The organism is Nocardioides speluncae, assembly GCF_003121585.1.
GTDB classification, from domain to species: domain Bacteria; phylum Actinomycetota; class Actinomycetes; order Propionibacteriales; family Nocardioidaceae; genus Nocardioides; species Nocardioides speluncae.
In genome coordinates this window covers 115581-135812 of the sequence record NZ_QEOO01000016.1, presented here as the reverse complement: position 1 = coordinate 135812, position 20232 = coordinate 115581, and the positions used below count along the sequence as shown (strand labels likewise).

At 69.6% G+C, this 20232-nt stretch carries 17 protein-coding genes; 11 read left to right on the top strand and 6 right to left on the bottom strand.

Going from position 1 to position 20232, the window contains the following annotated elements; genetic code table 11:
• Positions 1–82: 82 nt before the first annotated feature.
• The gene (locus DDV73_RS08070; protein WP_109506734.1) at positions 83–961 is read left to right on the top strand and encodes a winged helix-turn-helix domain-containing protein; all 879 of its coding nucleotides are present in this window, start codon (positions 83–85) and stop codon (positions 959–961) included.
• Between the two features lie 105 nt (positions 962–1066).
• On the opposite strand, the gene DDV73_RS08065 is transcribed toward DDV73_RS08070, so the two are convergent.
• Both DDV73_RS08065 and DDV73_RS08060 read right to left on the bottom strand, forming a co-directional pair.
• Positions 1067–1453 carry a peptidase inhibitor family I36 protein gene (locus DDV73_RS08065; RefSeq protein WP_109506733.1) on the bottom strand — a complete coding sequence of 129 codons (387 nt, stop codon included), beginning with the start codon at positions 1451–1453 and terminating at the stop codon, positions 1067–1069.
• Between the two features lie 20 nt (positions 1454–1473).
• Entirely contained in the window at positions 1474–2415 is a 942-nt protein-coding gene (locus DDV73_RS08060; RefSeq protein WP_109506732.1) for a hypothetical protein, read from the bottom strand.
• 349 nt (positions 2416–2764) lie between these two features.
• Between DDV73_RS08060 and DDV73_RS08055 the strand changes: the two genes are divergently transcribed.
• The 5 genes from DDV73_RS08055 to DDV73_RS27840 all read left to right on the top strand — a co-directional run bounded on the left by DDV73_RS08055 (position 2765) and on the right by DDV73_RS27840 (position 9162).
• Positions 2765–4438 carry a serine/threonine protein kinase gene (locus DDV73_RS08055; RefSeq protein ID WP_109506731.1) on the top strand — a complete coding sequence of 558 codons (1674 nt, stop codon included), beginning with the start codon at positions 2765–2767 and terminating at the stop codon, positions 4436–4438.
• Positions 4439–4556: 118 nt separating this feature from the next.
• The gene (locus tag DDV73_RS08050) at positions 4557–5987 is read left to right on the top strand and encodes a coiled-coil domain-containing protein (RefSeq protein WP_154402664.1); all 1431 of its coding nucleotides are present in this window, start codon (positions 4557–4559) and stop codon (positions 5985–5987) included.
• Positions 5984–6889, top strand: a complete 906-nt coding sequence (locus tag DDV73_RS08045; RefSeq protein ID WP_109506729.1) for a DivIVA domain-containing protein — start codon at positions 5984–5986, stop codon at positions 6887–6889. The genes DDV73_RS08050 and DDV73_RS08045 overlap by 4 nt, the downstream gene beginning before the upstream one ends.
• A gap of 187 nt (positions 6890–7076) precedes the next feature.
• Positions 7077–8591 (top strand): serine/threonine-protein kinase, encoded by a 1515-nt coding sequence (locus DDV73_RS08040; protein ID WP_161962320.1) that lies wholly within the window; start codon positions 7077–7079, stop codon positions 8589–8591.
• A 109-nt stretch (positions 8592–8700) separates the two neighbouring features.
• Positions 8701–9162, top strand: a complete 462-nt coding sequence (locus tag DDV73_RS27840; RefSeq protein ID WP_154402663.1) for a hypothetical protein — start codon at positions 8701–8703, stop codon at positions 9160–9162.
• Here the strand turns inward: DDV73_RS27840 and DDV73_RS08035 are convergent.
• The 4 genes from DDV73_RS08035 to DDV73_RS08020 form a co-directional block, all read right to left on the bottom strand.
• A complete protein-coding gene (locus DDV73_RS08035) occupies positions 9159–10151 on the bottom strand; it encodes a Rossmann-fold NAD(P)-binding domain-containing protein (RefSeq protein WP_109506727.1) in 993 nt (330 codons plus the stop codon). The genes DDV73_RS27840 and DDV73_RS08035 overlap by 4 nt on opposite strands.
• 59 nt (positions 10152–10210) lie before the next feature.
• A complete protein-coding gene (locus tag DDV73_RS08030; protein ID WP_109506726.1) occupies positions 10211–11713 on the bottom strand; it encodes a M1 family metallopeptidase in 1503 nt (500 codons plus the stop codon).
• Positions 11710–12207: a GNAT family N-acetyltransferase gene (locus DDV73_RS08025; RefSeq protein ID WP_109506725.1), complete on the bottom strand. Its 498-nt coding sequence runs from the start codon at positions 12205–12207 to the stop codon at positions 11710–11712. Before DDV73_RS08025 ends, DDV73_RS08030 begins: the two co-directional genes overlap by 4 nt.
• Positions 12208–12309: 102 nt before the next feature.
• Complete coding sequence (locus DDV73_RS08020; RefSeq protein WP_109506724.1) at positions 12310–14109, bottom strand: Ig-like domain-containing protein; 1800 nt, start codon at positions 14107–14109, stop codon at positions 12310–12312.
• Between the two features lie 225 nt (positions 14110–14334).
• On the opposite strand from DDV73_RS08020, the gene DDV73_RS28650 reads away from it, so the two are divergent.
• The 5 genes from DDV73_RS28650 to DDV73_RS07995 all read left to right on the top strand — a co-directional run bounded on the left by DDV73_RS28650 (position 14335) and on the right by DDV73_RS07995 (position 20106).
• Positions 14335–14784: a LysM peptidoglycan-binding domain-containing protein gene (locus DDV73_RS28650; RefSeq protein ID WP_206050770.1), complete on the top strand. Its 450-nt coding sequence runs from the start codon at positions 14335–14337 to the stop codon at positions 14782–14784.
• 151 nt (positions 14785–14935) lie between these two features.
• Complete coding sequence (gene paaN, locus DDV73_RS08010) at positions 14936–16609, top strand: phenylacetic acid degradation protein PaaN (protein WP_109506723.1); 1674 nt, start codon at positions 14936–14938, stop codon at positions 16607–16609.
• 131 nt (positions 16610–16740) lie between these two features.
• Entirely contained in the window at positions 16741–16926 is a 186-nt protein-coding gene (locus DDV73_RS08005) for a hypothetical protein (RefSeq protein WP_109506722.1), read from the top strand.
• A gap of 178 nt (positions 16927–17104) precedes the next feature.
• Positions 17105–17530 (top strand): hypothetical protein, encoded by a 426-nt coding sequence (locus DDV73_RS27835; RefSeq protein WP_154402662.1) that lies wholly within the window; start codon positions 17105–17107, stop codon positions 17528–17530.
• A 137-nt stretch (positions 17531–17667) separates the two neighbouring features.
• Positions 17668–20106, top strand: a complete 2439-nt coding sequence (locus DDV73_RS07995; protein ID WP_109506720.1) for a hypothetical protein — start codon at positions 17668–17670, stop codon at positions 20104–20106.
• The last annotated feature ends 126 nt before the right edge of the window (positions 20107–20232 follow it).

The following is a 20232-nucleotide window of genomic DNA, read 5'->3' as shown; positions in this document are numbered from 1 at the left end:
GCCGGAGCCGTCAGGCTTCTGTCAGACGACTGTCAGACCGCCTCCGTAGCGTCCGCGCCAGGACGCATTTACGGGGGCGCGAATGTGGCGGATACACCTGACGGTTCAGGACCTGGCGCGGGTACGACTCGCGCCTGCGGCAGACCCGGCCTGTGAGCTGTGGCACAGCCTGCGGATCGTCAACGGGTCGGCAGGGGAAGCGGTCTTCGGCCGCTGGCGGCGCGCATGTCGCCGTAGGTTCGGCGGTGCTCTCCACCGGTTAGCCGAGCTCGGCTCCGCTGGTGGCTATGCGTCAACGCCGGTCCGCACCTACTTCGACCGCGCCGTTGCACCGCACTGGCCGGTTATCCACGGACATGTCGCCGAGGACTTGTCACAGCGCCGCGCCACGCTCGCCAGCGGCGGCGTCGGAGGCCTGTTCGAAGTGCTGTCGCCGTGGCTTCAATGGGAAGGAATGTCGCTGGCGATGACCCGCACGGACGTGGACCACGACCTCCACTCGAATGGCCGCGGACTGATGCTGCAGCCATCCTTCTTCCTGTACGACGAGCTGTCGGTGCGGTGGCGTCCAAGCGGGCCGCTGGTGCTGATCTACCCGGTCGCCCAACGGCCGGGGTGGTTCAACGCGGACGTCGACTCCGCGGAGGTTGCGCTGAAGGCCGTGCTGGGACGCACGCGCGTGCGGGTCCTCGACCTGCTCGCCGAGAGCAGGTCGAGCACCTCGGAGACAGCACGGCGTCTTGGCATCTCGCTCGCGTCTGCGAGCCAGGAGCTGAGCAGGCTCCGCGCCGCCGGCCTGGTCGCGAGCACTCCACACGGGAAGCTGGTTATGCACGATCTGACGGCGCTCGGGCGGGATCTGCGTTCCCAGAGGGTAGGAACGCGAGCCGGTCCTGAACTCGATGCCGTGCTGACGCACGCACCGCGCGGCCAACTCCAACCCAGCCACGGGTGGACCTGAGCGCCCGCTGACAAGTGGCGGTGGGCAGCTCCACGGGAGCTGCCCACCGCCGGGACAATCGGGTGCGATCAGGTTCGAGAACGAAACTCTCGAGTCATGCCGTCATTAACACGCGTTGGTCCACTTGTGGGAGGAGTAGTCGTTGTCATCCATGGACGCGTCGAACCAGTCGCCACGCCGCACGCACAGGTCGTACCCGCCGTAGTTGATGTCGAGGTAGAGCCGGACGATGTCGGGGCTCACCGCGACACCGTTGTTAAAGACCGACTCGGCGTCGTCGGCGATCCAGTGGCTCGATCCCGTGTGCCAGTTGGCGTCGCTGCCCTCCCACCTCATGATCGAGCCGCTGAAGCTGTCGTCCTCCCAGGCGCAGAAGTAGCCGCGTGGACACTGTCCGCGGTCGGCGCTGGCTGTGGATAGGGGAAGCAGCGCGGTGAAGGCCAGGGCGATGCCGACGATGATGCCGAGCCGGCTTGTGAGTGATCTGGGCATTCGTATCTCCTCTTCTGTGATCAGCGTGATGCTGACTCGTCCGGCGACGGGCCGGACGAGGTATGTGGGCTCGCGAGCACTTTGTCGGCCAGCGGGAGCGCGGCGCGCTCGAGTGTGTTGAGCTCGGCGTGCTCACGCCGAACTGCGGTCTCGACCTCACGCCCGTGCTCGCGTTCGAGTGTCAGGACGACCCCGGGGAGTGAGGTGGACGTCGCGCACATGGCCTCGGTGACTGCGGCGCGGACCTCGATAGTGCGAGCCGCGGCCGCCTTCAGGTTCCGGGAGCGCTGAAACGCCAGCTCGCGAAGCTGTCCCGGATCCGCAACCTGGTATCCCTTCCGGCGCATGCAGCCCGCCCAGTCGGCGATGGCGGCCTCGTAGCGAGAGTCCTCTCGGACGCCGCGGCGAACGAACACCGACTGGTTGTCGATGAGCCGGCGCGCGCGAAACCACCGCTCGAGGTCGCCATAGAGGGCGCGGCGGGCTTCCGCCAAGCAGCCGTCAGTATTCGTGGAGAGTCGCCCTCCGCCGGGGAGCCTGACGCTGACACGCGGCCCGTCGCCGAAGAGTGTCGCTTGCCACTCCTGCTGCTGCTCTTGTGAAAGGCGTTCAAGATTGACCTCGTTGGGACTGGCTTCGGGCGGCGCCTCCTTCGAGGTGGCGTCGCCGAACCCGTGGCGTTTGGCCCACGCGACGTCGTCGATGACGTACGGAAACTCGCGATCGGGGTCGTCGGTGTCCAGAGGGATCTCGTCGTACTCGAAGCCGTGCTCGGCCATGCACCGGTAGATGAGCCGTTCCTCGGCTCGGTAGAGGAGCGCCTTCTCGGCCTCGGTCACCGGGCGAACGGCGATCGGCTCGCTGTCGTCAGTCCGTGAGACGGACGCCAGCGCTATGCCGCTCACCGCGATCACGACCGCGGCGGCGACGATTCCTGTCTTCCGTGCGAAGCGGGTCACCATGGCCGGGACGCTACGAGCGAGCGGCGTGGGTATCGGAACGTTTCACCGCTGGCCAAAGGGTTGGACGCGACGACCTCACTCCCGACAGGGTTGCGCGCCCGGGGAGCTGGGAGCGGTGGCTGACCAGGTCACCACTGCTGGAGGCCGGCCCTAGTGCCCCGGCTCACCCCCGGGCGGTGACGCCGTAGTCGCGGGAACTGAGTAGCCTGACGGGTGCCGCGCGGCGGGGAGAGACGGAAGCCTTGGCGGCGTTAGCGTTCCGACCGCCAGCGAAATGTGAGAAACGGCCGGATTCGGGGAAAGAACAGCACGTCCGGAGCGTCCGGGCATGTGAAAGGTGAGAGACACGATGGCTGGGTACCCGCAAGAGGGTCAACTGTTCGGCAAGTACCGCATCGAGCGGCTGGTCGGGCGTGGCGGCATGGGTGCGGTGTACGCCGCGGTGCAGGAGAACCTCGGCCGTGAGGTCGCGCTCAAGGTCCTCGCGACCGACCTTGCGGACGAGCAGGAGTTCGTCGAGCGGTTCAGCCGTGAGGCGACGGCGCTGGCGCGGCTGGACTCGCCGCACGTCATCCACGTGTACGACCACGGCGAGCAGGACGGCATGCTCTACATCGCCACCCAGTTCGTGCCCGAGGGCGACTTCGGCAAGATGCTGCACCAGCACGGCCCGGCCGCGCCGGCCCAGGCCCTGGAGCTGATCGGCCAGGTGGCCACCGGCCTGCAGCACGCCCACGAGGCCGGCCTGATCCACCGCGACATCAAGCCCGCCAACGTGCTCATCCGCAACCGCGGCGGCGAGGCGACGGCGTACCTCTCGGACTTCGGCATCGTCCGCACCAACGACACCCAGCTGACCCGCGCCGGCGGTGCGATCGGTACGCCGGCCTACATGGCGCCGGAGATCCACACCGGCCAGCAGGCCAGCGTCGCCAGCGACATCTACTCGATGGGCTGCCTGCTGTGGGCCGCGCTCACCGGCCACGCGCCGTACAGCGGCACCAGCGAGTACCAGATCATCTCCGCGCACATGAGCGCGCCGATCCCGAGCGTGCCCGGCAACGACCCGCTCGCGCGCGAGCTCAGCCGGGTGCTGTCGGTCGCGATGGCCAAGGACCCGAGCCAGCGCTACCGGACCGCCCGCGACCTCCGCCTCGACCTGCAGCGGATCGCGCCGCTGGCGGCGGGCCGGCCGGTCATCGGCGGCCTGGGAGCGGCGGGTGGGCCGGGCGGCCCGTCCGGTGGCTCGCACCCCAGCGGCGGCTCGCACCCCGGCCAGCACCCGAGCGGCAGCAGCGGCCCGCGGCCGGGCGTCCCGGTCGGGCACGGCTCGGGCCCGCAGAGCGGCGGCTTCGACTCCGGCAGCCGGCCGACCGCGTTCGCGGCCGGCGGTGTCCCGCCCGTCGCGGGCCCTGGTCAGTCCAGTGGCGGCCACAGCGGTGGCGGCTTCGCGCCGCCGGCCGGCCAGCACCGGCCGGCGCCACAGCCGGGAGGCAAGAACAAGAGCGGCCTGATCTTCGCGATCGTCGGCATCGCCGCACTGGTGCTCGCCGTCGTCGGTCTGCTGTTCGTCCTCCTCGGCGGCACCTCCGCTGACGAGCAGAAGGCGATCGACAACCTTGCTGCCGACCTCAAGGACGACAGCGACACCGAGGGCCTGGATGCGGACTGCCTGGCCAAGGAGCTGGTGAACAGCGCGGGCACCGACAAGCTGGTCGACACCGGCTACCTCGAGGACGACATGACCTCGACCGGCAAGATCACCGAGGACGACAAGCCCGAGGAAGAGGTCAAGGACGACTTCGTCGACGCCACGGTGACTTGCTGGGACTGGACGCGCGTGATGGCCGGCGGCGATGACCCGAGCGACGAGGAGAAGGAGCAGGGCGAGTGCATGGAGAAGGAACTCTCCGATGACGAGCTCCGTGACTTCGTGGAGCTGTCCTTCGAGAGTGACGAACCGGACATGGAAGACGACCGCGCCGAGCCGTTCACCGAGGCCATCGGCGAGTGCGCGGCGTAGCTACTCGGCGGTCACGTATTCGCAGATGAGGCGCCACAACAGCCACCGGAGTCACGTCCGTTTCGAGTAGTGGTGACCGGGGGTGTCCTCCGGCCGAGAGTCTGAGAGGATGCCCGCCATGCAGGCGGACTCCCCCACCCGCTTCCGCGCCGAGGACTCGGGTTCCTCAGACGCTGCTGCTGCCATGCTCCTACAACGTGCGCAGCTGATCGCCGACGAGCTCGAACGGGACGCGCAGGAGGAAGCTGCCCGGATCACGGGCGCCGTGAAGGACCTCGAGGCGGACGCCCGCCGGCTCCACGACGAGGCCAGCCGGGTCAATGCCGAGGCGCGCCGGATGCGCGAGCAGGCCGGTCAGACGCTCTCCGAGGCCTCCGACGAGGCACGGGCGATCGTGGCCGACGCGAGCGAGCAGTCCACGCTGCTGCTGCGCTCGGCCGAGAAGCGGCGCGACCAGCTGCTCGAGCAGAGCCGGGCCGAGGCCGAGGCGCTGCGCACCGACGCCAGGGAGAACCACGAGCGGGCCGTGGGCGAGGCCGATGGGGTACGCCGCGACGCCGAGCAGCAGGCTGCGTCCCTGGTGGCGGCCTCCCGGGCCACCGCCAACAAGACCGTCTCCGAGGCCCGCGAGCAGGCCCAGGTGCAGCTCGCCCAGGTCGCTGCCGATGTCGAGTCGCAGCACCAGGCTGCCGTGGCCGAGGCCGAGTCGATCCGCGAGGCGGCCGAGCTGGCCGCCGCGGAGCAGGTGCAGACCGCCGAGAAGCAGGCCGCCGCGATGATGGCCGAGGCGGAGGACGTCCGCGACGAGGCGGCCCGTGAGTCGCAGCAGCTGATCGCGGAGGCCCGCGCCGAGGCCGAGCGTGAGCTCAAGAACGCCGCCGACCAGACCACGTGGACCAAGGCCACGGTCGAGTCACTGCTGGCCGCCGCGGACAGCGAGGCGCAGCAGATCCGGCGTACCGGCCACGCGGACGCGTCGCAGCGGATCGCGGTTGCCCGGCGCCGGGTCGACGACCTCTTCCGGCGCGCGAAGGAGCGCAACCGCTCCGAGCTCGACGCGATCGAGCAGAAGGCCGCCGAGATCGACGCCTCGGCCGCCACTGTGGTCGCTGCCGCCGAGGCAGCCGCCGTCGGCGTCAACGAGCAGGCCGAGGCCGACGCGACCAAGATCCGTGAAGAGGCCGAATGGCAGGCGAAGCGGATCGAAGAGCGCGCCGAGCGCCGCCGTACCGAAGCAGAGAGCACCGCGCAGAGCCTCCGGGAGCAGGTCGCCGAAGAGGTCGTGCGGAGCCAGCACGAAGCCGCCGAGATCCTCCGGACCAGCCGCGAGCAGATCGCTCAGCTGCTCTCCGAAGCCCGCGCCGAGGCCGATGAGCTCCGCGGCGCGGCGCGCACTATGCTCGCCGATGCCCGCGGCGAAGTGTCCGCCTTGCGCAACCGCCGCGAGGCGATCGCAGGAGAGCTCACCCAGTTGTCCGGGGTCATCGAAGCCCTGGCTGTACCCGCTGCCACACCGCCTTCAAATCTCGAGGAAGAGGATCATCAATGACCAACCCCGACACTCAGTTTCGGGTCGTTCTCCGTGGCTACGAGCCTGCCCAGGTAGACCGCGCACTTGCTCAGCTCGGTGAGCAGCTTGCGGTCAGCCAGCAGTCGATCGAGCAGCTCACCACTCGGGTCAAGAAAGCCGAGTCCTCGTCCGGCGGTAAGGGCAAGTCGGAGCCCGCAACCTTCGCCCACCTGGGCGACCGTGTCGGTTCCATCCTGACCCTCGCGCAGGAGGAGGCGGGCGCTCTCAAGGACCGCGCCCTCGGCGACGCCGAGGAGACCCGCAAGGCCGCCGAGATCGCCGCCATCGGCGTCCGTGACAAGGCTGACGGGTACGCCGACCAGCGTCGCCGCGACGCCGACGCCGAGGCCGCCCGGATCATCTCCGACGCCAAGAAGGTCGCCGACGAGGAGCGCGACGCCGCCGACCGCGACGCCGCCGCTCGCCGGCAGGAGGCCGAGGCGCTGTTCGAGCAGCAGCGCACCAAGGCCGCCCGCGCCGCGACCGACTTCGAGACCGCCCTGGCCGAGCGTCGCGAGCGTTCCGCCGCCGAGTTCAAGGAGCAGGAGGCGAGCGCCCGCCAGCAGCTCGACGGGCTGCTTACCCAGGTCGAGGAGAACCGCGCCCGGATCGACCGCGAGAAGGCCGAGGCCGAGGCCGAGTCGCGGCGGATGGTCACCTCCGCCAAGGAGGAGGCGAGCGCGATCGTCCGCGACGCTCGCTCGACCGCCGAGCGGGTCCGCACCGACTCCGAGCGCGAGCTCGCGGCCGCGACCCAGCGCCGCGACAGCATCAACGCACAGCTCGCCAACGTCCGCCAGATGCTGGCGACGCTGTCCGGGTCGGCCACCGGCTTCATCGTCGACGCGCTGCCCGACGACGAGCCGCCGGCGAAGGGCTAAGGCCCTCAGGCACTGCACCAAGAGTTGCCCGCGGCGCCCCTGGTTCTCAGGGGCGCCGTAGGGCATGCTGGCGTGCCGGTGGCCGTCGTACAGTCGGTCGGGGGTTTGCCAACATGCCCGTTGGGGGGAAGGTAGACGAGTGGCGGGATATCCAGAGCCGGGGGATCAAGTCGGTCCGTACCGCGTCGTGCGACGCATCGGGCGCGGCGGCATGGGCGTTGTCTTCGCGGCAACAGAGCCGAACCTCGACCGCGAGGTCGCGCTCAAGGTGCTCAATGCCGACCTCGCGCACGATCCCGACTTCCGTGGCAGGTTCACGCAGGAGGCCAAGGCGCTGGCCGCCCTGGACTCCGCCAACGTCGTGCACGTCTACTCGCACGGCGAGGAGAACGGGCAGCTCTACATCGCCACCCAGCTGGTGCCCGACGGCGACCTGCACAAGCTGCTCGCCAGGGACGGCGCGATGCAGGTCGACCAGGCCCTCGACCTGGTCGCCCAGGTCGCGGCGGGGCTCGCCGACGCCCACGACGCCGGCCTGATCCACCGCGACATCAAGCCCGCCAACGTGCTGATCCGGCGCCGGGGCAGCGAGCTCCGCGCCTACGTCACCGACTTCGGCCTCGCGCGTGCGGCGACCCAGCACACGATGTCCGGCCTGATGGTCGGTACGCCGTCGTACATGGCGCCCGAACTGCACGAGGGCCGGGCCGCCACCATCTCCAGCGACATCTACGCGCTGGGCTGCCTGCTGTGGGCGACGCTGAGCGGGAAGGCGCCGTACCAGGGCACCACCGAGTTCGAGATCATCCGCAAGCACATGGCTGACCCGATCCCGTCCTTCGAGGGCAACGACCGGCTGGCGCGGGCGCTCAACCGCACGCTCAACATGTCGCTGGCCAAGCACCCGGACCGGCGCTACCGCAACGCCCGCGACCTGCGCGCCGACCTGCTGAAGGCGGTCCCGCTGGCACGGGAGCGGAGCGCGGGGCCGGACACCAGGTCCCACGAGCTGCCGCAGACCCGGCTGCCCGGCCAGAACTCGCCACGGCCGTCCCAGCTGCCGAACCACCCGGCCATCCCGTCCAACCAGCCGACCCCGTCGCACCCGTCCAACCCGTCCGTCCCGTCCAACCCGGGCGAGCCGGCGACCCATCGCTACGTCAGCCCGCCGGCCACGCCCTCGGATCCCGTCCGCTCGTACCCGGGGCCGGCCACGCCGTCGTACTCCACTCCGCAGCACTCGCAGCAGTCCTACTTCCAGACTCCGCCGCCCGCTGCCCCGGCCGCCCAGCCGCGGCAGAGGAGCATGCTCCCGGTCCTCGCCGGCGTCGTCGGCCTGCTGGTCCTCGTGGTCGCAGGCGTACTGATCTGGGCGCTGCTGCAGGGCGGCAACGGTGGCGGAGGCAATGAGGGTGGTGACGACCCCTCTGACAACCCCACGCTGTCCCGCGACGAGCAGGCGAAAGCGAACATGTCCGAGGCCCTCCAGAATGACCCGGAAAATCCGCTAACCAAGGCACAGGCGGACTGCACGGCGAAGAAGATGATCCCGGACCCGGGCGTCGACGACATGATCGAGGCCGGGCTGTTCAACGAGGACCTGGAGTACGACAAGAACGGCGACCCGAAGGACGACGGCAAGTCGGCGACGGTCAACTTCGCGCTTGCCGCTGCGCTCCTTTCCTGCGCGACCGCCCAGTAGGCACGCCTGCCTGGCGATATCCACAGGCGGGCCGGCAGTCCCTTGCGCCAGCTCTCCACCCGTGGTTGCGTCATGTCTCAAGGAAGCGATCGAAACGGGGGGCACAACGATGAGGTTCCGACTGGCTCTCGCCATCTTTGTTGCGGTAGCACTGTCGATAACCGGGCTGAGCAGTCCGGCGCAGGCGGCAGACGGAGTTCCGACCGGCTGCACCAATGCTCGCCAGGTTGGCCCCACAGTCAAGGTGCGGGACAGCGGCTGGACGCTCGCGAGCGTGAAGCTCTACCGCGGACGGTGCAACGGCGCGACGAAGAAGTGGGCCTACGTGTACATCTGGAAGTCACTCGTCGACACCAACATGGACTACCGGGTGACGGCAGCCATCATCGCGCCGGATGCATCGGGTCCACCGACGAAGGGGATGCGCACGGGGAAGCGGCCGAGGCGGCAGTTCTTCTCCTTTCCTATTCGAGCGCCAGGTTCATGTGTCTCGGCGGTAGGGGTTGTCCGCTATCTGAAGTCCGATGGCATCTGGGGAAGCGCTCAAGCGCGCACCCCCGCTCAGTGCTAGGTCCGCTCGCGCCAGGCCGCTAGGAGTTCGGCCTCCTCGTCACGGGTGAGGCCGGTGACCTCGGCGTCCGGGTTTGCGCGGAGCCAGGCGAGGGTGTCGCGGGCGGTCTCGGCGAGGGATCGATTGCGGAGGCCGGCGGCGATGGGCAGGTCGGCGTCGTGAGCGAGCATGCCGGCGTACTCCGGTAGCGGCAGCCAGAGCGGCACCGAGCGGGGGCCGGACCACGGCTCGACCTTCTGCTCGACCAGGAATTCCTGCGGGACCCAGGTGAGGTCCAAGTCGGCCTCGAGTCCCTTGATGGTCTCGGCCAGCAGCGCACCGCGGGTGGTCGCTGGGCCGACGCCGTCGAAGATGCCGGTACGCCGCTGCTCGGCGCTGTCGACGATCCAGGTGGCGAGGTCGCGGACGTCGATGATCTGTACCGGGTCCTCGGGTGCACCGGGAGCCAGCACCTCACGACCGGCGGCCTTGTCGGCGAGCCGGGCCGGCCAGTAGGTGTAGCGGCCGGAGCGGTCGTCGGGTCCGACGATCAGGCCCGGCCGGATCACCATCGAGGTGGCGGCGCCGTCGGTCACGATCTGCTCGCAGGCGACCTTCATCGCGCCGTACACGTCGGGGCCGGTGGCCGGGTCCTCGTCGGTCTCGATCGGGTCGAGCAGCGCGAGGTTTCCCGGGTGGCCACCGGGAGTGGTGTTGTCGGGGTAGACGTTGATCGTCGACACGAAGATCCAGTGCGCGTCCGGCAGCGCGGCTACCGCGCTGCGCACCCGGCTCGGGTGCCGGGCGACGTCCACGACCGCATCGAAGTCACCATCGAGGACGGCGGCCGGATCGTCGGCGTCACGGTCCAGTACGACGTGCCGCGTGCCGTCCGGCAGGCTGCCGGAGCTGCCGCGGCAGGCGCAGACGACGTCGTGGCCGCGGCGTACCGCCTCCTCGGCCACCGCGCGGGAGAGAAAGACAGAGCCACCGAGTACCAAGAGCTTCATGGCTCCACCTCACAGGCAGGGAGCCGCCCGGACAAGGCGTTCCGCTGACAGCGAAGTAGTCACTCGCGATCCGGGGTCTTCTCGCCCAGCAGCCAGTCGTCGAAGAACTCGGTGAGCTCCTCGCCGGTCTCCTTCTCGATCCAGTCGAGGTACTCCTCGCGGGTGGCGTTGCCGTTGGCGTGCACGGTCGGCCAGGTGCGGACCATGTCCCAGAAGGCGTCGTCACCGAGCTTCTTGCGCAGCTCGTGCCACATCAGCGCCGGGCTGTAGTAGACATTGCCCTCGCCGAACCTGTCCTCGTCGTAGGCGCCCGGCGGCCCGGCCTCGTCGCGGATCGACTGGTCGGACTGCGCCCACTCGTCCATCACGTCGTCGACCGAGCGGCCGGTGTCCTCGGCCTCCCAGACGCCCTGGATGTACATCGTCATGCCCTCGTTCATCCACATGTCGCGCCAGTCGGTCGGCGTCACCACGTCGCCGTACCAGTGATGGGTGATCTCGTGCACCACGACCGCCTCTGACAGCGTGTAGTCGGTGGTGCCGAGCGTGATCATGGTCTGGGTCTCCATGCCGCTCTGCGAGTCGACGACCACGAAGCCGAGCGAGTCGAACGGGTACGGCCCGAGCTTCTCCTCCAGCCAGCCCATCGCCTCGGCGGCGTACGACAGCTTCTCGGCGGCGGTGGGGAAGTCCGACGGCACCCAGTACGAGATGGGTACGCCGCTCTCGCTGCGGTTGTCGCTCATCTCGAAGTCGCCGATCGCGATCGTGGTGAGGTACGACGCCGCCGGGTCGGCGAGGCTCCAGTGGGTGACGGTCTGGCCGTCGTTGTCGCGCCGCCAGTCGAGGACACCGTTGGCGACGCCGACCCAGCCCTCCGGCGCGCGGATCGTGAACTCGTAGAGCGCCTTGTCGGCGGGCTGGTCGTTGACGGGGTACCAGGTGAACGCGCCGAACGGCTCCTGCATCGTCCACACCTCACCACCGTCGGTGATCGTCCAGCCGAGGTTCTCGAGGTCCGCGCGGGTGGTCGGCGCCTCCACGGACTCGGGGGTGCCGGAGTAGGTGACCTCAAGCCGGTAGCGCTCGTCCTTCTCGACCTCGGCGTCGACGACCAGGTCCTTGCCGTAGTGGTCGTGGTCCACCTCCTCGCCGTCGAGGGTGACCTTCTCCACCTCCAGCGGCTCACCCAGGTCGAGCTGGACCTCCTCGGCGTCCTCGGCCGCCCGGAACGTCAGCGTCGCGATCCCGTTGAGCACCTTGTCCTCGGGATCCCAGGTCAGGTCGAGGTCGTAGTGCAGGGAGTCGACGCCCGGGTCGCCCATCTCGCTGTACAGGCTGTCCTCGCGCGGCTCGCTCTCCGCCACGTCGTACGCCGGGTCGTCGGGGTCCTTGGTGTCTTCGGTGGGCTCGGGGCCGCTGCTCGCCGTACTGTCGTCGTCATCGCGGGCCGCGTCGCCGAGCGCGCCGCCGTCGTCGCCGCGCAGCCCGACCACCGCGATCGTGATCGCCAGCGCGATCACGAGCACCGCCGGGATACCGATCGCCAGCCACCGCTTCATCGGCCCGCGCCTCCGGCCTTCAGGCTCATCATCACGACCTTCTTGTCGCCCACCGCGAGCTCGGCCTCCTCGACGAAGCCGCGGCGGCGGTGGAACGCCAGCGACGCCTCGTTGGGCGGTTCGCAGTTGACCTCGAGGGCGAGCCGGCCGTACGGCGCCGCGGCCCGCTCCATCTCGTCGTACACGAAGCCGCCGAGGCCGCGCCGCCGGAACCGGTCGTCGAGCACCACCCGGTCGAGGTAGTAGAACTGGTCGCCGCAGCGGTCCGACCACCAGCCGTAGCAGACCGAGTCGTACGTCGTGCCCGGCGCCATCATCACCACGAAGCCGGCGGGCTCGCCATCGTCGAGGACCAGGTCGGCGCGGTCGGCCCAGTCGATCAGCGCGGTCAGCCTCGCGTCGTCGAGCGGGGAGAGCAGGTCCACGTTGCGGGCGTTGAGATCGAGCACGAACGGATGGTCCGCGGGCCGGATCGGACGCAGTGTTGCTGACATGACGTCACCCTGTCACACGCCCGAACTCGCGTGCGGCGAGGCGAGGTGCGGGTGCTCCCTGGCCGGGCCCTTCGTCGGCCAAGGAGCACCCATGGGGCCTCGCTACAGAAGGCCGACCGACATCATCTTCGACAGGATGCGATACCTACCGGTCGCCACGAACGAGTCGACGTAGGTGAGCAGCATGGAACTCGATGACGAGAACTCAGGGTGCCCGTAGGCCGCGTAGAAGAGGCCGTTGTCGCAGTGCGAGCAGATCCTGAGGTCGGTTACGTTCGTCGGACGCCACGGACCTGTGGGCGTCGACGAGTGCTCGATAGTGAGTGTGTTCCAGGTCGGAGCGGTCACCTTGAGGTACGGCGAGCCGGGCATCTTGGTGTACCGGTCGACACTGATGTGCGGGCCCGATGACCCCGCGGCGATTGGCACCGGGTTGAACTCGTAGGCGCCCGGGTTGGCCCAGCTGTCGGTGGCCACGTGTGCCTCGAAGGTCCCGCTGGTGTCGGTCCGGTAGAAGTAGATCGTTCCGTCCTTGACCACCGGCGACGACAGGCTCGTCCCGGGGGCAAGTTCGGCGCCCGCTGCCGCGGTCCAGAGGTTGTGCATCGCCAGGACCGCGCCGGTCGAGGGATCGAGCTCGGCTATGCCCTCGACCTGCCGCTGCCAGTTGTTCGGGTCTCCCAGACAGAGGGCGTTGTAGCTAACCAGGAGCGTGCCGGACTGTTGCGGATGCCCGATGACCCCGGTCGCCCAGGTGAGCCCGGCCGGCGACCCGTCCGGGTGCTCGCACGCGGTGCCGTCAGGATTGCTCAGCATGCTCTGCGGCACCTTGATCTCGGTGAACCCTGGCATGGCGGCGGGATGCCCATCGGGGTTCGGGAGCTCCTCGATCGGGCCCGGCGCACCGGTGCGGACTGGCGTCGTTCCGAAGGTGCTGTGGAACCGCGTGATCGGGTCGCCCAGGTGCGGTCGCCAGGCGTCGTCGTCCGGAGCGCCGGTGGTGACGACGCCGGCGGTGTCGCCGAAGATGAAGAACGACTGTGTGGTCCCGGGGATCTGCCGGCTCCAGCCGCCGTCGCGGACGACCCGGCCGAGGCCGGCTGCCTCATGCTTGCTGAGCAGCAGCGTGGAGCCGGTGTCGGACTGGTTGAGGAAGAGCTTGACCGGCTGGGTCCAGGTGGTCTGGCCGGAGCTGTTCACGACCTTCGCCCGGACCACGCGCAGGCCGCTCTGCGCCTTGTCGTCGCCATACTCCGCCTGTGAGGCGCGCGGGTCCCAGGCGAACGTGCAGCGTGTCGCCGTCTGACACGTCGTCGCTGCCGAGACCGCCTGGCCCTCGACGTAGAAGGTCGCCGTCGGTCGCGCGGTGCCGAAGCCGCTGTACGACGCCTGCAGCGTGACCCTGGGTGCGGACGCGGTGGCGTTGAGGACTGTCCCGTCGGCCGGCGAGACCCAGCCGGAGCGGCGTGGATTGCTGACGGTCAGCGTGCGTGTCGGTGACATCGCGCCGACGCCGCTGGGACCGAAGTAGCGGCAGGAGAAGGTGTGGCTGGCGTTGGACAGGTGGTGCGACGTGAAGCCGTTCAGATTGGTCCCCGTGCCGAACGGTGGCTGCGGGTTCTGGATGACCGGCTTGGTGCCAGGCCGCGTGTACTTCCAGGCCCAGCCGGCAAGGAATCCGAAGCCGACGGACTTGCCGTCGACGAAGAACTCCGCCCCCTTGACGCTGTCGTCGCCGTAGGTGAACAGCGCGTCGAGATCGATCATGCCGCTGACAGTCGAGCTAGGTGCTGGACTCGTGAGGTCGCAGGTTGGTGGCGCGGCGGCCGCGGCCGTGCCGCTGGGCGCGGCCAGCGCCGTCGCGGCCAGGAGCGCCGCGATCAGCGCCGCCGCGATGGACATGCTTCTTCGTGACACAAGTTCCTCCGTAGTTGTCGCCTGCTTGGCTACTCGACGGTAACGGCGACCTGCTCGCTCGAGGTCTGGCCCGGGCCGATGCCGTGGACCACTGTCCTGGACTGGGGTGGCGCGCGTTCCTTTGCAGTGCCTGTCTCGTTACGATCTCGGCGGCTGTACGGCGTGGCATCGGGCCCGTTGGAGTCGCCCCTGTTGACGAGAGGATCGAAGATGGGCTTCTGGGACGACCTGAAGGACCAGGTCAGCACCGACGACGAAGAGGCAGCAGAGGCGGCCAAGAAGGAGACCGAGGCCGCCGAGGCCGAGGCCGAGCGCGAAGAGGCCGAGGCGGACGCCGAGGAGAAGGCCGCTGCCAAGGAAGAGGAAGAGGCCGCTGACGAGGCCGCCAAGGAGAAGGCTCGGGCCCGGGCCAAGGCGGCGCAGGCGAAGAAGGCCGAGGCTCGCAAGAAGGCCCAGCAGCGCGCGGCCAACGCGGTCAAGAAGGCGAACGGCCGCAAGAAGGGCGACGGCCACCGGACCTACACGGTGAAGTCCGGCGACACCCTCAGCGAAATCGGTGCCAAGTTCGGCGTGCCCTACATGGAGATCGCGCGCGCCAACCACGTCGAGAACCCGGACCTGATCTTCCCCGGCCAGGTCTTCCACATCCCGAACAAGTAGTTCGAGTCGGCGCCTCGCTGCGCCGTACCGGCGTCGAATGGGCACCTTTCCCAAAAGGGTGCCCATTCGGCGTTTGGCTTGTGACAGGTCTGGTGCAAGAGTGGCTGCACACTGTCACAACACTGCACTGACCTATTGGGAGACGACTGCGATGACCGAGGCCGGCGAGGTTCTGTTCGACAAGCACCGCGAACGCCTGGAGGCCGCGGTCGCGGCCGCAGCGAGCCGCGAGTTCTACTCGGCGTACAACGAGTCCCCCTCGCCCCGGGTGTACGGCGAGTCCGCCGCCGCCGAGGGCAAGGCCGCCTTCGATGCCTGGCAGGGCAAGGACTTCCCGCTGACCACGCCCGGCGCCGACGGCACCGTCGCGACCGAGCGGTCGCCGTTCGGCTTCGACCTGGGTATCAGGTACCCGCGCGTCACCGATGTCGACGCGCTGCTGACCGCCGCGCGGTCCGGCATGAAGGCCTGGCGCGACGCCGGTCCGCAGGCCCGGGTCGGGGTCTGCATCGAGATCCTGGAGCGGCTGCACCAGCGGGTCTTCGAGCTCGCCAACGCGGTCCAGCACACCAGCGGCCAGGCCTTCGTGATGGCCTTCCAGGCCGGCGGGGCGCACGCGCTGGACCGGGCGCTGGAGGCGATCGCCTACGCCCACGTCGAGATGTCGCGGGTGCCGCGGACGGCGGTCTGGGAGAAGCCCGCCAAGGGCGAGCCGCTGCGGATGGAGAAGACGTTCACGGCCGTGCCGCGTGGTGTCGCCCTGGTGGTCGGCTGCAACACGTTCCCGACCTGGAACTCCTGGCCCGGCCTGTTCGCCTCGCTGGTCACCGGCAACGCCGTGGTCGTCAAGCCGCACCCGGGCGCCGTGCTCCCGCTCGCGATCACCGTCCAGGTCGCGCAGGAGGTCCTGGCCGAGGCCGGCTTCTCCGCTGACCTCGTCACACTCGCTGCCGAGGACCCGGCCGACAAGCTCGCGGCGACGCTCGCGGTCCGGCCGGAGGTGAAGCTGATCGACTTCACCGGCGGCAACGCGTTCGGCGACTGGCTGGAGGAGAACGCGCGGCAGGCCGTGGTGTTCACCGAGAAGGCCGGCGTCAACACCGTCGTCCTCGACTCGACCGACAACTTCCGGGCGCTCTGCCAGAACCTGGCCTTCTCGTTCTCGCTGTACACCGGCCAGATGTGCACCGCCCCACAGAACGTCTTCGTCCCCGCCGCCGGCATCCAGACCGACGACGGCGTCAAGACGCCGGCCGAGGTGGCCGCCGGGATCGGCGCGGTGCTCGAGAAGTTGCTGGGCGACGACGCTCGTGCGGTCGAGCTTCTCGGCGCGGTCGTCAACGCCGGCGTGACCGAGCGGCTCGCGGCGGCGCCGTCCTCGGGCGAGGTGCTGGTGGCCTCCCGCGACGTCACCCACCCGGCGTACGCCGACGCCACGGTCCGCACGCCCACGATCATCGGGCTCGGCGTGGCCGACGCCGAGGTCTACGAGGCCGAGTGCTTCGGCCCGGTCGCCTACCTGATCTCGACCGGCGGCACCGACGAGTCCATCGCCCGCTTCCGGGAGACGGTCCAGGCCCACGGCGCGATGACCGCCGCCGTCTACTCCACCTTGCCGGAGGTCATCGACCAGATGCGGGACGCCGCGCTCGACGCCGGCGTGGCGCTGTCGGAGAACCTGCTCGGCGGCGTCTTCGTCAACCAGTCCGCGGCGTACTCCGACTTCCACGGCACCGGCGCCAACCCCGCCGCCACCGCGTCGTACACAGACGGCGCCTACGTCGCCTCCCGCTTCCGCTTCGTCCAGTCCCGCCGCCACATCTGACAGTTGGTGCCGCCCGACCGGCACCACGACCACGACACGCCGGCAAACCCGGCGTGTCGTGGTCGTTAGGCCGGTTCGGGTGGTGGGCCGTACACGAACGCCTGCACGGTCCGCAGGGCTAGTCTGCCGACGTGTACGCCGGGCTGCCGCTGGCCTTCGCGCTCGCGAGCGAGGGCAAGGAGGTTCACCTGGCGAACCTCTCGTTCGCCGACTTGAGCGATTGCGAGGAGTGGCTGGCTCCTGATGTCGCCGTGGTCGGTCCGGATACCGCCGGACCCGCGGCCTACTTCCCGAGCGGACCCTCGCCCGTTGGCTAACGTCGCGGGACCTGGTCCCGACGGTCTACGCGCTCGCGCGCGTTGGTCCGCGGCCGCTGCGTGCGGCGTACGCCGCTCTCGTCGCTGCGCTGGACATCGATGCGATCGTGCTGGCGGACGGCGGCACCGACATCTTCATGCGCGCGCCGACGCGGGGCTGGGCACGCCGGAGGAAGACATGAGCAGCCTGAGCGCCGTTTTGGGCGTCGAGGTCCCCGAGCGGCTGGTTGTCGCCCTTGGCTTCGGTATCGACGCGTACCACGGCGTCAGCCATGTCGACGTCCTCGAGAATCTCGCGGCGCTCGATCGGGACGGCCACTACCTGGGAGCGTTCAGCATCCCTGCTTGTTCGCCAGAGGCGGCGGCCCACCTAGATGCGGTGTCGTATGCCGAGCTGTGTACGCCTGGCCGACCGAGCATCGTCAACCCGCTGATGGCGATCTACTTCGGTCGACATGACCACCCCCTGAATTTTGTTGGCGAAACAGTACGCCGAGATTCAGGTGCGGGGCAGCCGGACCGTGAACGTGGTTGCCCGGGTGGCGGCGGACCCCAGATCACCGACCCCAGATCGGGACGGCCCGGCGAACATGCACCGGTCTAGACCGGTGAACTGTCCGTGGGGGCTGATAGAGGTTGTGCATCGCTTGTCCACCACAACTAACGGGGGTTTCGTTGAAACGCGCCTGTGCCCTACTCGTTGCCGCCGTCCTCGCGGCACTGTTCCCACCAAGCCAGGTCATGGCCGCTCCGGATCCAAGGGAGGCGGCTGCGCTCGAGGCGCCGGTCATCACCGTCGAGATCGGGAACCAGCCGACGCTCTCGTCCGCGGCCGCCATCAGCGGCACGGCCACCCTCGGTGGCCAGCCATTCGCCCGCAAGAAGCTCGACGTCAGCCGGACCGGCCCGGACGGCAAGGTCGAGCTTGCTTCGCTCACCACGGGCCAGGACGGAACGTTCACGTTCTCCGACCTCGCCGCCGCGCGGGGCAACCACGTGTACGTCGTCAGGTACCCAGGCGACAACCAGATCGGCGCGGCCGAGGGCAGCGCGACCACCTACGTCACGGGCAACGCCTTTGCGGTCACCTTCGACACCGCGCCTGAGGTGATCGCGGGGGAGCCGCTGGTCGTGTCCGGTGTGGCAAGGAGTGGCGGCGCGCCGCTCGGTGGGGCGAAGCTCACTGCTGCGCACAGCAGCGAGGCAGACCCCGACTATGCCAGCCTCGGTGAGGTCACGACCGACGCGAGCGGAGCCTTCAAGGTCACCGTTCCCGCCGCGACCGCCGGCTGGCACGACGTTCGCGTGGCCTTCGCCGGTGACCGCGTCACCGAGCCCGGCAGCGCGACCCTGCGGGGCCGCGCCAAGCACGCCGTGGCGCTGACCTTCGACCCGGTCGGCGATGTAGTCGCAGGCGACCCGATCGTTGTCTCCGGTGTCCTCACCGCCTCCGGCTCACCGGTCTCCGGCGCCAAGCTCGCCGCCCAGCACCGCAGCGAGAGCAAGCCTGACTTCGTCTCGCTCGGCGACGTGACGACCGATGCCGCGGGCCGCTTCACCCTCACCGTGTCCGACTCGAGCGCCGGCTGGCACGACGTCCAGTTCGCTTACGCCGGCGACGACCGCCACCGGCCGCTCACCGGCACCCAGCGGGTCCAGTCGACCAAGGCGGTCGTCGCGCTGACGCTGAGCGCGGCGGCCGACGTGGTCGCGGGCCAGCCGATCGTGGTCTCGGGCCTGCTGACCCGCAACGGCGCGCCGCTCGCCGGCACCGAGCTGGCCGCAGAGCACCGCAGTGAGAGCAGCCCCTCCTTCGTCGCCATCGGCAAGGTGGTGACCGACTCGGAGGGCCGCTTCTCAGTGACGGCACCGAACTCGGTCGCCGGCTGGCACGACATCAAGGTGTCCTACTCCGGCGACGCCAACCATGACCCCGTGAGCGCCACCCAGCGGGTTCAAGCGCACCAGTATGACAGCACGTTGACGTTCGACCCGGCAGCCGGCGTTCCCGCGGGCGGGACGGTGTTGGTGACCGGCGTCCTGAAGCGTTCGGGATCGCCGCTGGCGAACGCCGACCTTGCGGCTCAGCACCGTAGTGAGCGCGCGCCGGTATTCGTGTCGCTCGGAAAGGTCACCACCGACGCCAACGGCTTCTTCTCTGTCGCCGTACCGAACGCGGCGCCGGGATGGCACGACATCCGGGTGTCGTACACGGCAGCCGACACCAAGCCGGCTTCCGGCACTCAGCGCGTGCAGGTGGCCAAGTACGACGTCGACCTGACCTTCACCGGCCCCGACCGGCTGCCGGCATCCGCGGCACCGACCACGTTCACAGGCACGCTCAAGACCGCCGCCGGCGCGCCGGTCGCGGGCGCGAAGATCCAGATTTCGCGGCAGCAAGGACAGGGCGGCGCGGTCCAACGACTCACCGGCGCCACGACCGACGCTGCCGGCCGCTACACCTTCAAGCACTCGGAGAGCCGCCGCTGGCCGGTCCGTTACCAGTTGACCTACGTCGGCACCGCCACGCACAACGGCGGCTCGGTCGAGCGGCTCTGGAAGGGCACTCCGCCGCTGCCGATCACGACCGACAAGCGCATCTACACCTACGGCGATCTCTCGGCAGTCACCGTGACGGCCTCGGAGCGCATCAGCGCCGCCTCGTTCCGGGTGCTGTGGACCGCGGCCGGATCGTCGCCTCAGAAGGTCTCCACCGCCGGTGCGAACCCGTCCAGCAAGACGTTCACCTTCACCCGCAAGGCCGTCCGCAACGCGACGATCACCGCGAGCACGTCGGAGACGGCGTACTGGCGTCCCGGCTCGAGCACCAGGCAGATTCTCGTCAAGCCGAAGCTCACCACGACGCTGGCCGGTGCCTACGGCACGGAGGGCTCGCTCAGCCTGGTCCGGACCACCACCGACCCGGTCCTGCGCGCGACGGTCGGCCCCAACCGGGCAGGCCGCTGCGTCTACGCCCGGGTTGAGACGATCGTTGACGGCATCTGGAAGCCGTTCCGAACCTCGACCTGCGTCAGGCTCACCAGCCACTCGCAGGCTGCGTGGCGGCTGAAGATCACCCCCCAGCCCGGCGTTCGTTTCCGGCTCCGCTTCGAGTCGCGTACCGACTCGATGAACGTCGCCGCCAACGGCCAGTGGGTCACGCTCCGCTTCACCCGCTAGTCATCTCAGTCGAGTGCCGGGGGCGTCGGGTCGCCAGCGGCGCCCCGGCACTCGACTCGGGCTCGCCACGGTCAAAAACCGGTGGCCATGGTGCCGCTCATCCAGCACGATCGGTCGGGCCGATGA

Excerpts from the sequence above, each read along its gene's own strand:
- DDV73_RS08070 (WP_109506734.1), top strand. The coding sequence starts at position 83 with ATGTGGCGGATACACCTGACGGTTCAGGACCTGGCGCGGGTACGACTC.
- DDV73_RS08065 (WP_109506733.1), bottom strand. The coding sequence starts at position 1,453 with ATGCCCAGATCACTCACAAGCCGGCTCGGCATCATCGTCGGCATCGCC.
- DDV73_RS08060 (WP_109506732.1), bottom strand. The coding sequence starts at position 2,415 with ATGGTGACCCGCTTCGCACGGAAGACAGGAATCGTCGCCGCCGCGGTC.
- DDV73_RS08055 (WP_109506731.1), top strand. The coding sequence starts at position 2,765 with ATGGCTGGGTACCCGCAAGAGGGTCAACTGTTCGGCAAGTACCGCATC.
- DDV73_RS08050 (WP_154402664.1), top strand. The coding sequence starts at position 4,557 with ATGCAGGCGGACTCCCCCACCCGCTTCCGCGCCGAGGACTCGGGTTCC.
- DDV73_RS08045 (WP_109506729.1), top strand. The coding sequence starts at position 5,984 with ATGACCAACCCCGACACTCAGTTTCGGGTCGTTCTCCGTGGCTACGAG.
- DDV73_RS27840 (WP_154402663.1), top strand. The coding sequence starts at position 8,701 with ATGAGGTTCCGACTGGCTCTCGCCATCTTTGTTGCGGTAGCACTGTCG.
- DDV73_RS08035 (WP_109506727.1), bottom strand. The coding sequence starts at position 10,151 with ATGAAGCTCTTGGTACTCGGTGGCTCTGTCTTTCTCTCCCGCGCGGTG.
- DDV73_RS08030 (WP_109506726.1), bottom strand. The coding sequence starts at position 11,713 with ATGAAGCGGTGGCTGGCGATCGGTATCCCGGCGGTGCTCGTGATCGCG.
- DDV73_RS08025 (WP_109506725.1), bottom strand. The coding sequence starts at position 12,207 with ATGTCAGCAACACTGCGTCCGATCCGGCCCGCGGACCATCCGTTCGTG.
- DDV73_RS08020 (WP_109506724.1), bottom strand. The coding sequence starts at position 14,109 with ATGTCCATCGCGGCGGCGCTGATCGCGGCGCTCCTGGCCGCGACGGCG.
- DDV73_RS28650 (WP_206050770.1), top strand. The coding sequence starts at position 14,335 with ATGGGCTTCTGGGACGACCTGAAGGACCAGGTCAGCACCGACGACGAA.
- paaN (WP_109506723.1), top strand. The coding sequence starts at position 14,936 with ATGACCGAGGCCGGCGAGGTTCTGTTCGACAAGCACCGCGAACGCCTG.
- DDV73_RS27835 (WP_154402662.1), top strand. The coding sequence starts at position 17,105 with ATGAGCAGCCTGAGCGCCGTTTTGGGCGTCGAGGTCCCCGAGCGGCTG.
- DDV73_RS07995 (WP_109506720.1), top strand. The coding sequence starts at position 17,668 with ATGGCCGCTCCGGATCCAAGGGAGGCGGCTGCGCTCGAGGCGCCGGTC.